The organism is Neobacillus niacini, from assembly GCF_048572935.1.
GTDB lineage: Bacteria > Bacillota > Bacilli > Bacillales > Cytobacillaceae > Neobacillus > Neobacillus niacini.
The window spans coordinates 4758865-4774540 of the sequence record NZ_CP183883.1 but is presented as its reverse complement, the minus strand read 5'-3'; the positions used below and the strand labels follow the sequence as shown (position 1 = coordinate 4774540).

General features: G+C 38.9%; 12 protein-coding genes. 9 read left to right on the top strand and 3 right to left on the bottom strand.

The window, feature by feature from the left end; genetic code table 11:
• The first annotated feature begins 2 nt into the window (after positions 1 to 2).
• The 8 genes from ACN6MT_RS23465 to ACN6MT_RS23430 all read left to right on the top strand — a co-directional run bounded on the left by ACN6MT_RS23465 (position 3) and on the right by ACN6MT_RS23430 (position 7952).
• Positions 3 to 1103: an NAD/NADP octopine/nopaline dehydrogenase family protein gene (locus ACN6MT_RS23465; protein ID WP_419888303.1), complete on the top strand. Its 1101-nt coding sequence runs from the start codon at positions 3 to 5 to the stop codon at positions 1101 to 1103.
• The gene (locus tag ACN6MT_RS23460; protein ID WP_419888302.1) at positions 1090 to 2085 is read left to right on the top strand and encodes a 3-hydroxybutyryl-CoA dehydrogenase; all 996 of its coding nucleotides are present in this window, start codon (positions 1090 to 1092) and stop codon (positions 2083 to 2085) included. The genes ACN6MT_RS23465 and ACN6MT_RS23460 overlap by 14 nt, the downstream gene beginning before the upstream one ends.
• A 216-nt stretch (positions 2086 to 2301) precedes the next feature.
• Positions 2302 to 3240, top strand: a complete 939-nt coding sequence (locus ACN6MT_RS23455) for a ketopantoate reductase family protein (protein WP_419888301.1) — start codon at positions 2302 to 2304, stop codon at positions 3238 to 3240.
• Positions 3241 to 3475: 235 nt separating this feature from the next.
• Entirely contained in the window at positions 3476 to 3967 is a 492-nt protein-coding gene (locus ACN6MT_RS23450; RefSeq protein WP_063254924.1) for a flavin reductase family protein, read from the top strand.
• A gap of 145 nt (positions 3968 to 4112) precedes the next feature.
• Complete coding sequence (locus tag ACN6MT_RS23445; protein ID WP_419888300.1) at positions 4113 to 5312, top strand: dipeptidase; 1200 nt, start codon at positions 4113 to 4115, stop codon at positions 5310 to 5312.
• Between the two features lie 136 nt (positions 5313 to 5448).
• Positions 5449 to 5811 (top strand): hypothetical protein, encoded by a 363-nt coding sequence (locus ACN6MT_RS23440; protein ID WP_419888299.1) that lies wholly within the window; start codon positions 5449 to 5451, stop codon positions 5809 to 5811.
• 191 nt (positions 5812 to 6002) lie between these two features.
• On the top strand, positions 6003 to 6758 hold the full coding sequence (locus tag ACN6MT_RS23435; protein ID WP_419888298.1) for an SDR family NAD(P)-dependent oxidoreductase: 756 nt from the start codon (positions 6003 to 6005) through the stop codon (positions 6756 to 6758).
• A gap of 69 nt (positions 6759 to 6827) precedes the next feature.
• Positions 6828 to 7952 carry an acyl-CoA dehydrogenase family protein gene (locus tag ACN6MT_RS23430; protein ID WP_419888297.1) on the top strand — a complete coding sequence of 375 codons (1125 nt, stop codon included), beginning with the start codon at positions 6828 to 6830 and terminating at the stop codon, positions 7950 to 7952.
• A gap of 444 nt (positions 7953 to 8396) precedes the next feature.
• Here ACN6MT_RS23430 and ACN6MT_RS23425 read toward each other — a convergent pair.
• Positions 8397 to 9730, bottom strand: a protein-coding gene (locus ACN6MT_RS23425) for an IS3 family transposase (protein ID WP_419888296.1) whose coding sequence is annotated in 2 segments (ribosomal slippage) — positions 8397 to 9358 and positions 9358 to 9730 — 1335 coding nt in all. Because the reading frame shifts where the segments join, the coding sequence is not laid out codon by codon here.
• 217 nt (positions 9731 to 9947) lie between these two features.
• On the opposite strand from ACN6MT_RS23425, the gene ACN6MT_RS23420 reads away from it, so the two are divergent.
• Positions 9948 to 10604, top strand: a complete 657-nt coding sequence (locus tag ACN6MT_RS23420) for a YczE/YyaS/YitT family protein (RefSeq protein ID WP_419888295.1) — start codon at positions 9948 to 9950, stop codon at positions 10602 to 10604.
• 55 nt (positions 10605 to 10659) lie between these two features.
• Here the strand turns inward: ACN6MT_RS23420 and ACN6MT_RS23415 are convergent, their stop codons facing one another.
• Both ACN6MT_RS23415 and ACN6MT_RS23410 read right to left on the bottom strand, forming a co-directional pair.
• Positions 10660 to 13083 carry a penicillin acylase family protein gene (locus ACN6MT_RS23415; protein ID WP_419888294.1) on the bottom strand — a complete coding sequence of 808 codons (2424 nt, stop codon included), beginning with the start codon at positions 13081 to 13083 and terminating at the stop codon, positions 10660 to 10662.
• A 477-nt stretch (positions 13084 to 13560) separates the two neighbouring features.
• Positions 13561 to 15489 (bottom strand): XylR N-terminal domain-containing protein, encoded by a 1929-nt coding sequence (locus ACN6MT_RS23410; protein WP_419888293.1) that lies wholly within the window; start codon positions 15487 to 15489, stop codon positions 13561 to 13563.
• Positions 15490 to 15676: the final 187 nt, after the last annotated feature.

Genomic DNA, 15676 nt, shown 5'->3' with positions numbered 1-15676 from the left:
CGATGAGAATTGCGGTTCTTGGTGGAGGAAATGGATCCTACGCAGCAGCAGTTGATTTGACGGAACAAGGTCATGAGGTTACTCTATGGAGACGTAACGCTGAAGCCTTTCAAAAAGTGCTAGAAACAAAAATAATCAAAGTAAAAGACTATAAGGGAAATAGATTGGTTACGTTAGCGAATGCTACGACCAATTTGAAAGAGGCGGTTCAAGGGGTACAGCTCATTGTCATTCCTCTACCCGCTGTCACGCAAAGCTCACTTGCCAAACAGTTGGCACCGATTTTAGAAGATGGCCAAGTTATTTTCTTACCACCTGGAACATTCGGCAGCTACCTAATGTCCAAGGTTCTTGTAGAGGAAGGCTGTAGAGCAAATGTGATGTTTGCAGAAACAGGAACCCTGCCTTATTTAGCAAGAAAACACGATGAAGAAACGGTTTCAATTTCAGGACGCGGGACAAGGCTTCCTACAGGGGTCTTCCCTAGTAACCAAGCAGAATATGCCTTTCGGATTTTAAAAGAAGCCTTTCCTGCGATTGAAGAGAATCAAGATGCTCTTGATGGAGCTTTAATGAATGCAGGACCGATTATTCACCCGCCACTTATCTTAATGAATGCAGGACCCATTGAACATTTTGATAAATGGGATATTCATGATGAAGGCACCCAGCCTGCAATTCGAAATGTTCATCGAGCGCTGGATGCAGAACGGATCAGAATTCGTGAAGCATTAGGATATACGGCCCCTCACTTTCCGCTCGAGGATCACTATAATCATGACGGAGACGAGTGGATGTATGGAAACGGTGCACACGAGAAGCTCGTAGATGGAAATGATTGGCATGAACCTCTTAATCTCACTCATCACCGCTATATGAGAGAAGATGTGGCATGCGGACTTGCTTTCCTTGTTTCCTTAGGTGAATGGCTAAAGGTTCCTGTACCAGTTGCGTCCGGTCTATTGGCTATTGCATCCAGTGTGATAGGGGAAGATTTGCGCAAGACAGGTAGAACGATGGAGAACTTAGGACTTTCTATTAAAACAAAAGAACAAGTGAAAGAGATTTTGGAAAAAGGCGTGATCCAATATGAAATTAACTAATGGGTCCATTGCGGTAGCGGGAGCAGGAAGGATGGGGAGAGGAATCTCCCTTTCTTTCGCTTATCAAGGTTATCCTGTCACACTTATTGATATTAAAGAACGAACAAGAGAAGAATTTCTCCAGTTAAAAGAACAAGTTTTTAACGAATTAAGGAGTCAATTAGAGATCCTAGTCGTGACAAATGTAATAGCAAGAGAGTCCGTTAAGACCATTTTAAGTCAAGTTGAAGTCTGTTCGATGAAAGACCACAATCTTTCCTGGCAAAACTCAGATGTACTATTTGAAGCAGTACCAGAAATTTTAGAGGTGAAAAAATCCGTATTTGCTTCAATCTGTGAGATTCTGTCAGAGAATACAATCATTGCCTCTACCACTTCATCTTTTTCAGCCAATGATTTAGTTGAATATATTCAAGGGAAAGAAAGATTTATGAATACCCATTGGTTGAATCCTGCTTATTTAATGCCGTTAGTAGAAGTAAGTCCATCGAAATCAACTAGTTCTGAATACTTGCAAAAAATGACCAGCTTACTTGAAGGCATAGGGAAAGTTCCTGTAATTTGTGCTCCTTCACCAGGCTTTATCGTACCAAGAATACAAGCGCTAGCCATGAATGAAGCATCTCGTCTTGTGGAAGAGGGAGTCGCAACCGTTGAAGATATTGATAAGGCATCTACGGTAGGGTTCGGTCTCCGTTTTGCTATTCTAGGACTCTTAGAATTTATCGATTGGGGCGGTGCCGAGACGCTCTACCATGCCAGTCACTATTTAAAAGATTCGATGGGTGAAGAACGATTTGCTCCTCCAGAGATTATTGAAAATAAAATGAATACAGGCGAAATAGGGATGAAAACAGGGAAAGGCTTTTATTCATTTGAAGGGAAAAATATCGATGAATATCAAGTCGAAACCCTTCGAAAATTTGTGGATTTGCTGAAGCATTTAGGGTATCTGACAGATGTTAAAAAACAATACAACTAGAGACATAGATTCCAGTGTAAAAGCCTATCTCGACCCTGATACGTTGGACGAAAATAGTAGCTTTGTAGCCGTATGAAACATGATCTTGTGCTTTTTTCGAAAAATATATGGTAGTGGATGTTAGTCGATAACCACTACTTCTTTTTGTTTTCCTCTAGTAAAAAGGAAACGGAAGATTGTATACATAAAAATCGTTTGGTAAAAAGGAGGGATCAAATGAACATTGTGATTGTAGGTGCTGGAGCAATGGGAAGTCGTGTGGGTTCTGCACTTTATAAACATGATTATCATGTACAGCTAATCGATGATTGGGAGGAGCATGTTGAGGCCATCCAACAAAATGGACTAATGGTAATAAATGAAAAGGGGAAGGAACAAGTCTACATACCAGCACATCTTCCGAAAGATTGTGCGGGGGAAGTAGATTTATTAATCATCCTTACGAAATCAACAAAGACAGATTCCATGATGAAAAGTTGTTTGCATCTGTTAGGTAAACAAACCCAAGTCCTCACTCTACAAAATGGTCTAGGGAATATAGAGATATTAACAAAATATGTGTCCAAAGAACAATTATTTGTTGGTGTTACGACGTACTCAGCGAAACTGAGCGGACCTGGAATGGTGGAAGCATTTGGTTCAGGAAAAACGGAAATCATGAATGTGACTGGCCAACACATAGAAGATACTGAACGAATGATACAGATATTCAATCATTCAGGCATTCACGCAACCATTTCTGAAAATGTTATCAAAAGTATCTGGAATAAGGTGGCTTTTAATTCTGTGATGAATCCCCTTTGCACGTTAACGAAAAGTTCGGCTGGAGTAATAGGGACCTATAGTCATTTTTATGAAATTATAGATCCTATTATAGATGAAATCATAAAGGTTGCGGAAGTAGAAGGGATCGAACTGAACAAAAAATATATTACCGAAACGATTATTGCTGCACTCAATCCTTCTATGTCTGGAAGTCATCTTTCATCGATGTATCAAGATATACAACGTGGTGAACCGACTGAAATAGAATTTTTGAATGGTGCTTTGTTAAAAAAAGGAGAGCATAATCAAATTTCTATGCCTTATAATCAAATTCTTTATCATTTAATAAAAATGTTGGAAAAAGGGAATGAGCAACCGTCTTTAATTTGAAACAACAATTATCTAGTAACGAACTTTTAATAGGATTAGTTGCCTTACATTAAATAACACTATACTAATAGTATTGAACAGATCGAAGAATTCAGACAGGTTATGTTGTAGTTTGAATGTTCGAAATATTCTAGAATGTGTATTATCGGCAGGATACAAAAAAGTTCATTTTTCGCGTGATTGATTAGATTGTCGTCATTATAGGAGTATGAATAAGAAAAAAGGGGATGGGTTTATGGATCAAAGAGAATTTCGAAATACATTGGGAACATTTGCGACAGGAGTTACGATCATCACAGGTAAAGGAGAAAATGGAGAAAATATTGGGCTAACAGCAAATGCCTTTTCATCATTGTCGCTGGACCCGCCTTTAGTTTTAGTTTGCATAGATAAGAATAGCTATAGTGTACCGGCGTTCCAACCCGGCCGTCCGTTTGTCGTAAATATTTTATCTGAGGAGCAGGAAAGTGATTGTTGGACATTTGCGAAAAAAGGCACCGATAAATTTGCCAATGCACAATACGAACTTTCTGAAGATGGAGTTCCGATGTTAAAAGAAAATCTATCAACACTTGTTTGTGATGTTCATGAAGTACTAGAAGGCGGCGACCATTGGATCGTAACGGGTTTAGTGAAAGCAATCTCTAGAAAAGAAGAGAAACAACCGCTTCTTTTCTATAAAGGGAAAATTTGTAGTATTTCTATTCCTGCGGTGAACAATCAATAATTTAATAAATGCTCCATTTAAAAGAAATACTAGTTTAATAAGGTGAAAAGTCTGCTATTTTTCCTTCTTAAAAGGAAGCTAGTGGAGTCAACGGTTACATGAACAAACTGAAGGAAATAACTATTCACAAAGTGTGGGGATGATTATGACAGTAAAACATTATGATGGATACCGCTCATTTCAATATCTAACACCTGGCAAACACTATAAAACGTATCCTCTCCCTCAATCGGAAAGATATCGAAATACTTATGAGATGAAGCTTTCAGAATCGGAGGAACGTATTTTCAATACGATTCAAAAATATTATCCGATTGTTTCTCTAAGGGACCACGGATTTATAGTTCCCAAAATTCTGGATGATATCATTCCTTATTGCCGTCAGCTTCATACAGAATTTGATTATGAGGGCTTAGCCCGCTCCGGAATTGATGTTGTATTTGAGAATTTTATGGATGGAATCTCCATTATCACATCGCAAAATGGGCTAAAGTGGAACGATGTCATCTTAACCTTGGGGATACGTTATTGTGACATAGCCAAACAAGATACCGTCTTTCTTGCTAAAACATTTAAGGACTTACAGGAAGCGAAGGTATCAAAACGGGTGTCCATTCTACCATCATTGGAAGCTGCAAGTATTTTAGAAAATGAAGTCGATCGGGTAGATGTTCTATATGGCCTAGGGATTCGCTGCATGGGGATCACCTATAATGATGCCAATACATTAGGGTCCGGTTTAACTGAAAAATTCGACGGCGGATTAACTAAGTTTGGCAGAAAAGTAGTAGAAAGAATGAATACTCTTGGAATGGTTATCGATATCTCACATTGCGGTGATCAAACAAGCCTAGATGTTATTGAAGCAAGTGAATCACCTGTCATGATTACCCATGCTGGAGCGAGGAAAGTATGGGATTCACCAAGAATGAAACCGGATGAAATTCTTCTCGCATGTGCTGAAAAAGGTGGGGTTATCGGGGTTTGTGCTGCTCCAAACACCACTCTTTCTTCTAAGAATCCCAATGAACATACCATTGAATCGGTTATGGAGCATTTAGAGTATCTCATAGATTTAGTCGGGATTGAACATGTTGGTTTAGGACCGGATACATTTTTTGGAGATCATGTAGCCCTGCAAGACGCTTTCGATTCGATGTTATCGCTTCATGAGTCACATGGGAATCAAGACTATGACAGTTCTCCTTTTGTCAAAGGATTAGAGAACCCAACTGAAGCCATGAGTAATATAATTAAATGGCTGATCAAGAAAAATTATAAGGTACAAGATATTGAGAAAATTGTGGGTGGAAATGCTTTAAGAGTTTTACAATCTATATTGTAAAATATTCTTGTTAAAAGTGATAGAAAGTATAGATGCTATGGAAGAGTAGCAATCTTATATTTTTGCTTCTGAGTCAACTAGTAACACTAGATTAACAATTGAAATTATTATGGAGATAACAGGGAGGAATATAAAAATGGCTGGAATTAAACACGATGCACCACAAGTACCATCACCACTTAGAGTAATGTTCTATTTTGAATCAACAGGGTGGTTTAACACAACGGGTGAGGAGAAGACAAATGAGATTCTACCTGTATTAAACGAAATCATTGCTTCATGGAGAGAGAATGGGTCAGAGTTACTTGGCACCATTGACCGAGATATTTTAACAGCTGGACCTGCTGGAAGTGCTGGCTGGCATGCAAGTTTCCTTTATAATGTTCCAGATTTACAAACCGTTGCAGATATGACCAATTCATTCCGTGCAACTGGATTGGATAAGTATTTCCGTTTAGAAGCTGTACTTGGCAGACCGTTTTTCTTACTTGAAAAATAAGAAGACTAATTGGCGGAGCCCAACATGGATACATGGGGCTTCTCAGTCCTGTCTATTATTATAGTGATTAATAGAATTACATTATGAAAGCGTTTTATCAGTTGGTCTGATATCGTGCTAAAATTCGGACCATAATACAGGAAATTGTAATTGTAATGTATTGTAAATTTTTTGAATAGGGGAGAAATTCAATGCAAATGAATGAACAAAGAGTCGCAATAGTTACCGGAGCAAATAAAGGTCTGGGTTTAGCTGTCGCCGAAAATTTCGTAAAGGAAGGAAAAAAGGTCGTTTTTGTGATCAGAAATAAGGCGAATCTTGAACAAACAAGACAGCGGTTTCAACAGGAAGAATTACAGAAGCAAGTCATGTTCATCCAATTGGATGTATCTGACATTAACGGAATTAAAAGTGCTGTCAACGAGGTTTTAAACGAGTGGGGTAGAATCGATATTCTAGTAAATAATGCAGGAATCCGTTTTGAAACTTCAATAGAAGAGATCGATGAGGAAGAATGGGATCAAGTCTTATCTGTCAATTTAAAAAGCACATTCTTTTTTTCACAAGCTGTTATTCCTACAATGAAAGAGAGGGGATGGGGACGAATAATCAATATGTCTTCCATTGGAGGGCAGGCAGGTCCATTAACTTCGGGTGCCCATTATTCTGCTTCCAAGGCGGGACAAATTGCGTTAAGTAAAGTCTTTGCTAGATCGCTAGCGCCTTATGGAATTACTGTTAATACGGTTGCTCCAGCTGCCATTCGTACACCAGAGATGGATAAAATGGATCCAGCTAAATTAGCCCAAATGGTAGAGACCATTCCACTTAGACGTGTGGGAGAACCCCGAGAAGTTTCAGATTTAGTTTCCTTATTAGCCTCTGATAGTGGTGGATTTACAACCGGAGCAACTTTTGACATTAATGGCGGAAGGCTTATGAGATAAGGGTGTTCTATAGAATTAAAACAATAATCATTAGGTGAAACGATAGATAATAATGGGGAGGAATGAATCATGACTGTTAAAATGCAAAATCAAAACCAGATTGACATTGTGTTATCCGAAATCCGCGCCAGACGAGATGAATTTGAAGCGAAGAGACATGTGCCTCGGGACATGATCGAGCAATTTAAACAATTGGGCGTCTATCGTGCTCACGCACCGCGTTGCTTTGGCGGTGATGGCTCCTCTCCTAGGGAGTTCCTCAAGCTGATCGAAACCATCTCCGAGGCTGACGGATCTGCCGGATGGGTGGCGAGCTTCGGTTCTGCTGCAATCTACCTAGCTGCCCTTCCACGTGAAACGCTCGCATGCGTTTACGCAAATGGACCGGACGTGGCCTTCGCAGGCGGCTTATTTCCGGTCCAGCCTGCAGAGAAGGTCGAGGGAGGCTGGAGCGTGAACGGTCTCTGGAAGTTTGCGAGCGGCTGCAAGGGTGCTGACATTCTCGGTGTTGGTATTGGCATTGGAGAAGGCGGTAAGCCGCTTACTGCGGTGCTGAGACCTGAGGATGTGGAAATCGTCGAGAACTGGGAAGTGATTGGGATGCGCGGAACGGGTAGCCATGACCTTCGGGTGAAAGACGCCTTCGTCTCTGACGAATGGACCTTTGCCCGTGGCGGAGTGCCCACTATTGATGAGCCGATCTACCAGTATCCATCTATCGCTTATGCAGCACAGGTGCTGGCGGTGGTCAATCTTGGCATAGCCCGTGCTGCGCTTGATGAAATTTCTCAGATGGCAGGCCGTTCTAGCATCACCGGTGCACCAAAGATGGGCGATCGTGCTTACTTGCGAGTTGGCGTTGCAAAGGCAGAAGCATCTCTAAGGTCGGCGCGCGCTTTCTTCTACGAGGCCACTGATGCTGCTTGGGAATCAATCCTAATGGGAGACGGTGTCTCCGTTGAGCAAACCAGCATGTTGCGTTTAGCAGCGGCACAAGCTGCTCGTGAAGGTGCAAGTGCCGTGCAGACAGCCTACATGCTCGCTGGCACCTCAGCAATCTACGACGGGCACCCACTTCAACGCTATCTACGCGATGCAATGGTCGTAACCCAGCACGCATTCCTTAACGAAAGTATGTATGACGGCGCTGGATCAGTATTCCTGGGCGTACAGCCGTTTCGCGGCTACATTTAATTCCGTCAATCATTACCTGGGTTCCTACATTTCTAAATAAGACTCTGTTAACTTCATTCAGTAATCATCCCCACTTTTATTGGTGGGGGATGAATGCAAAGAAAAAACTCTAAAATTGCGTGGAGGTTCTAACCTTTCTGAATATAGAAAAGAAAGGAAGTTATCGAAAATGTCCCTAATCATAGGGTGTAATAAATAATAGAATATTCCTAAAATTAAAACCACTAAATATTACTCTTCTAACACTATTAATATAGTGTTTATTTTCATTTTATTCTACACATTATTGAGAGAAAGAGGTAGATTGATTTGACAACTTCTAATAAAGACAAGTTAACAAACATCTTTTCCTGTTTCAATCATGGGGGAGATCATTATTTAAAAGAATGATTACTTTTCATTACTGAACTATAACCCATAATATGGACAGTTTAATAAAAGAGCCTATGCTGCTAACAGACGACCTCGGTATTGGACCGGGGTCATCTTTTGTAATCCCCACTGGTAACGATGATTATTGTACTCCTCGATATATGAATCCACCATCTGCTTTAACTCAATAAAACTATTACATTCTTTATAATCAACCTCATCTTTAAAATGACCAAAGAAGGATTCCATTGGAGCGTTATCCCAACAGTTACCCTTACGGGACATTGATTGGGTTATATTCAACTTCTTTACTCTCTTTTGAAAGAGGGGGTGAGTATAATGGAAGCCTTGATCTGAATGCAGAATTGCTTCTGGATGGAACTGATTCTGCACTGCTTCTTTTAGCCTTCCTAATGTTTTATAAACAATATTCATCTTTAATGAAGTAGATAAATAGTGGGCTAGTATTTCATTGGTACTGCCATCTTTAACACATGATAAATAGGCTTTTTGACCATTTGCATAATATAAATAGGTTATATCTGTTAATAACACCTTTCCAGGTTCCTCTTGATTAAACTTACGCTTTAAAATGTTAGGACATGTTTTATGTTCTTGAGTAGCTTTGGACATTTTTTTGTATGGGTTCGCATTTCTAACCTTCGCAATTAGTCCGTACTTGCGCATTAACCTTCTAATTTTCTTATGATTCATTACTACAAAATAATCGTTTTCTAAAATCATCTTGATTGGTAATGCCCCAACTTTTTCCTTCTTTTGCTTAAAAATAGAATAGATAAGTTCATAATCTGCTTCATCATCGAAGTCTCTTTGTTCGCGAATGGAAGCTGCCTTTAACCAAGCATAGTACCCACTTCTACTTACTCCTGCTAGTTCACATAAGTAACTTACAGTGTTCTTTAGTTGGTGTTGACGAAGGATGTATTCAATAAGTTCGAATTTTTCTGATGGAGTTAATATCGTTTTTTCTTCAACGCCTGCCTCTCTAGTTCCTCTAGCTTTTTTAAGAAGTCATTCTCAGCTTCTAAGAATTTTATTTTAGCTTCAGCCTTCTTCAGTCTTTCCTCCACAGATAGTTCCTTCGACGAAGGGCGTCCAGTACTTGCCTTTCCTCTACGCTCTGTTTGAAGACCTAATTCACCTGATTTATCGAAGGTTGCGCGCCATCTTTGTAAACATCTCTTTGGCTGGTTTTTACCGATTACTTCAATGTTAAAGTCGTTCTCGATAAAAATTTGGGAAGGACTTTTCCCTTTTTGATATTCCTTTACGGCTTTTATTTTGAAGTCAGGGTCATAGGAAATAGAGCGATTTGAAACCCGACTAACATTAGGATTCTTCTCTAACTCTTTAATCTGGTATTCGGTAAATAGATTCTTACTCATGATAAATCCTCCGTCCACAATAATTCTTTTATTATAAACGGGTTTTCATTAAGGGGACATAGAAAAACCCGATTAAGGGGCACTTTTTATTTAGTGTCCATTAATCGGGTTATAGTTCATACTTTCTATCCATAACTTCTATTTTATCTTTAAAAAATAGAAGTTTTTTTGTTACGTCTCTTTTTTTAAAATGAACTTGCTATAAGGAGTGATGTCATTGGTTGTTAACATAAACATTCGAATTCGCTTTGCCTTCTATATGATTGGCATTCTGCTGCTTTCCTTTGGGATCAGCTGCTCAGTAAATTCCCAGCTTGGAGCTGCTCCAATGCCTTCATTACAGGTCGGTCTTCAGCAAACAATTGGTCTAACTGTAGGCAGCTGGGAGTTTATTATTGGTGCCATATTGGTCACGATTATGGCCATTGTGCGCCGAAACAGACCCGATATCCTGGCCTTTTTAACATCCTTTTTGACCGGCTTAAGTATTGATATGTGGCTTTATGTCACGGAACTAGTTTATATTCCCGAACAATTACCCGGTAAAATTTTGTTCCTTTGTTTTGGGTTACTATTCATGGGCTTAGGCGTATCGCTTTATTTACAAGCAAAATTTTCGCCTGCACCGCCGGACGGAATGATACTTCTTCTTGAGGAAATTTGGAAGATGAGCCGTTCTACCTCAAGGACATTATTTTCACTGGCAGTCGTCACGCTCGGCTTCCTTTTCAGCGGGCCCGTCGGCATTGGAACGTTCATTATGGTTGTTTCTCTGGGACCTATTGTTGCCTTTTTTTATCCTAAAGTAGAAAAACTATTTATCAAGTTAAAATATGACAAACAATTGATTCAAACGTTTCATAAAGAAGGATGAATAAGATGGTTATCGCGAAAAAACACAGGATGGGATCCTGTGTTTTCATATCGCTCTATTTTTTAATTTTAAGTACTTTAGTACTCACAGCGTATTTTTCCACATCCTGCTCTGTAAACAAGACAGGTTTATATTCCCAATTTGCAAACAGCTCGATTTGATCTTCATAATGTGTATGCATTGTACCGTCCTTTTTGATAAAACCAATTTGACCTGGAGGATTTACATTGACTCCATTAGGGCCATTTTTGGTTAGTTCGATATAATGGTTCTCACTGCCGCGGTTTGCTTCGAGTAATTTTGTTTCGGATCCGTATTGCGGAAGGCCGATTAATGAAGTATTAGTAAATACCATCATCCGGGCCGGTTTCAACCAGGTACTTATATCTGTTCCGTGCTCTTCCTCGAGCTTTTCAAGTGCTTGATCTAATGCTGTAAGCAAGAATTGGTCAGTGTCTTCATTCAGCCATGGATAATTTGTTTTGAGCGGGCCGTTATTTCCTCCCAAAGCTCTTAATGTAAGACTTGACCCATAACGATGATCGATGATCCCTTTTAACGAGGCATAAGCATCCCCAAGCTGCGCTTTGTAAAGATTATCCACGACAAGCGGCCACCATGATTCAAAGATTGTTAAGCCTGGACTGTCATACATACCATCTTTATTGTTATCTTCGTTTAGATTGTTCCAATCCTGAAGGGCTTCATACACTTCCTGATATCTTGGGTCATTTGTTTTTTCCAAAGCCTCCATCAACATCGGTTTAAACCATTTTGTTCTTAAGTTAACATAGCTTGCATGATAGTTAATATCATCAATATCGTCTACTGTTAACTTGTCCTTAGCGTTGACTAAATCGATAAACTGCTGTACGCGGTGATCTTCACCCCACATAAAGCTTAACTCACCATTCGTCCAATTTGAAGCAGGCCTGTTATTCCAGTTAACAATATAGCCGGTTTTCGGATTAATGGCATAGGGGTGATCTTTTGGATCGATGAATCCCTTCCACTCATATTCACCTGTACCTGGGGTTGGAAGTCTTAAATCGACTCGTTCATCACGAATCGGATATTTACCTGTATAAAAGTGACCGATATTTCCTTCCTTGTCCGCATAGTACCAGTTAATGCTCATGGTCATTTCTTTTGCCTCTTTATGAAACTCTTTCATATTATTGGCCCAGTTCGACTCTAAATAAGCTGACCAGCTCTCTGCTTCTGTTCCACGGAAGGACCAGGCTTTACTATAGGCAGTGTTATTTTCTTTATCGAAGTGATTTACAGGTCCATGAACTGTGCTGTAAAATTCTTTAGCCACTTCCTGACGATTTCCTTCGCTGTCCCTATATGTAAAAGTTTCTACTTTCTTTTCCATATCGAGCCATTTTCCCTTATATAAGTATTGATATGAATTCTCAGGGTTTAATGTTTCTACGAAAATATCAACTAAGTTCCCAACTCCGTAAGTGGAGGTAAAAGCATAGTTTTCTTTCGTACCAAACATGATAATCGGAAGACCGATTAGCCCAGAACCTTCAATATCAATTCCTGGAGCATGCAAGCCTACTTCATACACAGAACCAGGTGCAGAGAAATTGTATTGCGGTCCACCCATCAGTAAAGCATTACCTGTTGCTGATTTCCCAGGACCAATCACAACTGCATTGCTTCCAATTTTCAGCGGAAGTCCTAATTCTTGTGAAGTTACAACGAAATCATTGCGCTTCTCTGAAAATGTCTCAGATGCTTTTTCAATCCCCGGAAACTGCTGATTGGCAGTCTTTTTTGTATCCTTTTTAACAGGATTGACAGCTCCATCATCCGGCAGAGTAGTAGGTGAGGCAGGGTCATTTTCCCAAAAAATATCGTCAAACATTTTTTTCGCTGCTTCAGGGCCATATTGTTTTTCCAATTGAGCTAAAATCTTAGCATTTTGGATTTCCTGCTCTGAATCCATAAATACCCCCATAGAGGACATGAACAACCTTAATACATCCACTTCTGTCCAAGCCTTAGGTGTTACCTTGTAATCATGGAATTCTTTTGACAGCTTCTCATCTGGATCTTTCAATGCTTCTTCTACATACAAAGAGATACCTGCTGCGAAGTTACGGATGACCTTTTTTGAGAATCCATCCATTTTTGTAATCATCTTTTGGACCTCTTGATCTGTGTAGCCATCTCTTCTCATTTGTTGATCCCTGGCTAAAAACTTCTCCCCAAAGACTTCAGCTACCGTCCCGTTATTCCCCCGACGAAACGTTTCCAGTTGAAACAACCGATCCTCAGCCATTACATACCCATAGGTAAAATACAAGTCCTCGTTATTATTGGCATAAATATGCGGGACACCATAATTGTCGCGGACAATTTTTGCTGTTCCTTTTTTCTGTGAATCCGCCAGTACCGGAGTAATGGAGGCTAACAACAGAACAAAGGTTAAAAATAACGTTAAGCCTTTTTTGTGCATTTTCATCTTTTCTCCTTTCAAAATGGATTAAAAAATGGGCTAAGATCATCTCTTAGTCTTCTTGAACCGCTAATTCTAAATTTTCTGAAATTTCGGTTCACCTTATGGATTATACGTTAGGTCATTTTAGTAAACAATGTATAGATTGGTCTATTATTTTTCATTTTTCTATACGATTCGTACATCTGGTCAAATTATTTTAAGAAGAACATATGAACGAAAAAACAAGAACCCATTCCAGCATATAAATTGACTCGATTGGAATATGGGCTCCTATCCTGCTTGTTTTAATGAGATTAATACAAGGTGTTGGTGTTGGAGGGGAATGGGCAGTTTCTATCCTATTATCAATGGATTGGGGTTGTATTGAGATCAGGATGTATCTAAGTTATGGTAAAAAATGAAAGGGACTGTCCATTTTAAACTAGGACAGTCTCTATATTTATCGTAAATCTTGATTTTCTATACCTTCTACCTCTTGATTCAAAAGAGGGTAGACAGTTTGCCAAATGCTGTATATATGTCTAAGGCCATTTGAACCTCACGACGCGTTGTTGAATTCATCATATCAATGTTAAATCGTTCTTTTAAATTTGCAAGGCGGTAACGCATCCCTCCAATTGATAAATTCAGGAAGCGGGCTGTTTTATGCAAATTGCATTCATTATTTAAATAGAAATAAAGAGTTTTTAATAGTTCTGCAGATTTCTGAATATCATATTGATAGATGGCACCTAAAATATAATCGGCATAGTCCTCCAATTCCTGTGGATTTCTGGCATCTAATAGAATGGAGATAGGTCCAATGGCTGAGAATTGGAACACGTGTTGGTTCTCATTGTTGATTTGGGCAATTTCTAAAGCTTTTTTCGCTTGTTTGTAACCTTCGTGAACACCATTTATATTCAAACATATGTTGCTGATTCCAATGATTATTTGTGATGAAGGAAATTCCTTTTTCACTTCTTTTAGTATAAATGTCCCTAATTCCTTTTCGCTCCAATTGTTAGTCTTCAATAAATCTTCTGAAATAAGGGTTTGAACCTGTCCAAAAGAGTTCGAGATTAGTATATTTTCTCCTGCATTAGCTGAATATTTTCTAAGGACATTCATAATCACTTCCTTTTCATCATGTACTAATTCATCCTTTTGAAAATCAAAGGACGGATTTTGTAAACGAAAAATAAACACATAATGAGGTTTGTTGAGGTTATAGCCTAGAAAAGAAATTTTTTTCGTAATGTTAGAATCTAACTTTGGCTGCAGTAGAACCTCGTCTAATAATTCTCCTTTCATTTTTAGTTCCGTATCAATGGCTGTTTTTTCATTTAGAATATGAAGTGCACAAATATTGGCTGCCCGCTCGATAAAAGATGACTCGAGTTCGTCCATTTCTTTCGAGTTTTTTATAATCGAAATATAACCATATACATGGTTTCGCACGATGATTGGAGTGATTAAAGGATAATGGAAAAATCCTTGTTTATCTAAAGTATTGAGTTGAATGGTGGTTCGATGATGGATCATTTCGATTATTTTCTTTTGATCTGATGGGTCAAGGTTTTCCTTTTTTTCAATAATCCTTTTTAAGGAATATTCAAATACATCCCCATATTGTGAAAGGGGTTCAAAATCTTTGTTGGAGATAACGATTCCACATTTTAAACTTCGTCCAAGTGTCTGGGCAATTGAGTCTAGTCCTTTTTCCTGTAGGACAATTTGTGTCAATTGATTACTTAATAAATTCCCACGTTTTAAAATTTCACTTTGTCTTTCAATTCGTTTATGTGCTTGATCTAGTTCGTCCCCAATGTCTTCTCGTGCATAATCAACTAACTCAGGTGAAATTTCATCTCCCCATAGATCAAGTGTTTTTCCAATAAAATGACAATGTGGATCACCTTTACCGATACATTCGACTTCTTTAAAAACCACTTTTTTGCCCAGGGAGGTACTACAGTAACCGCTTGCATATCCTTCAAGAAAGTAGCAAACTGGCTCTGAGTGTGTTGGGAAGTGCTGCAAATATTGTTGGGCCTCATAAGAATTATTCCAATATCCTTCCGCGTCAAATTCCTGGTTTTCAACGTCAATATGAACGTTAACCGGAACGGATGTTGTTCGTCCAGAAAGGCCATGCATGGTAACCCCGCCCATAATCCATTCTCTAATATTCTCCCAATTAAACATTTCCTTCAGCATTAAAGCTTCATGCCTTCCGCATTGATAGCCATACCGTAATAGAAAGCGTTTGGCTCTTTCAATTCCTAGAGCTAAAACTAAATCTTTAATTAAAGCCCCCCAGGCATCCGCGCTTGATATAAACATTCGGTGAGCTTGTAGAAAGTTGTCATTTTCAGGGTTCATTCCAAATAAATCACCTAAGGTGATGGTGTTTGCTTTAATCGCCATATTGCCTCCTATAGAAAAAGAAAATCAAAAGCATTTATTATTTATTACTAATCTATCATAATTCACACTATTTTTGAAAGAATCAGAATAGTTATCTCTAACTGTATGTTTCGGTTATAAAATGAAAATTTTCCGACCTAAAGATAAATTGTTTGAATGATGCTATTTTAATAAGATATAAACATAA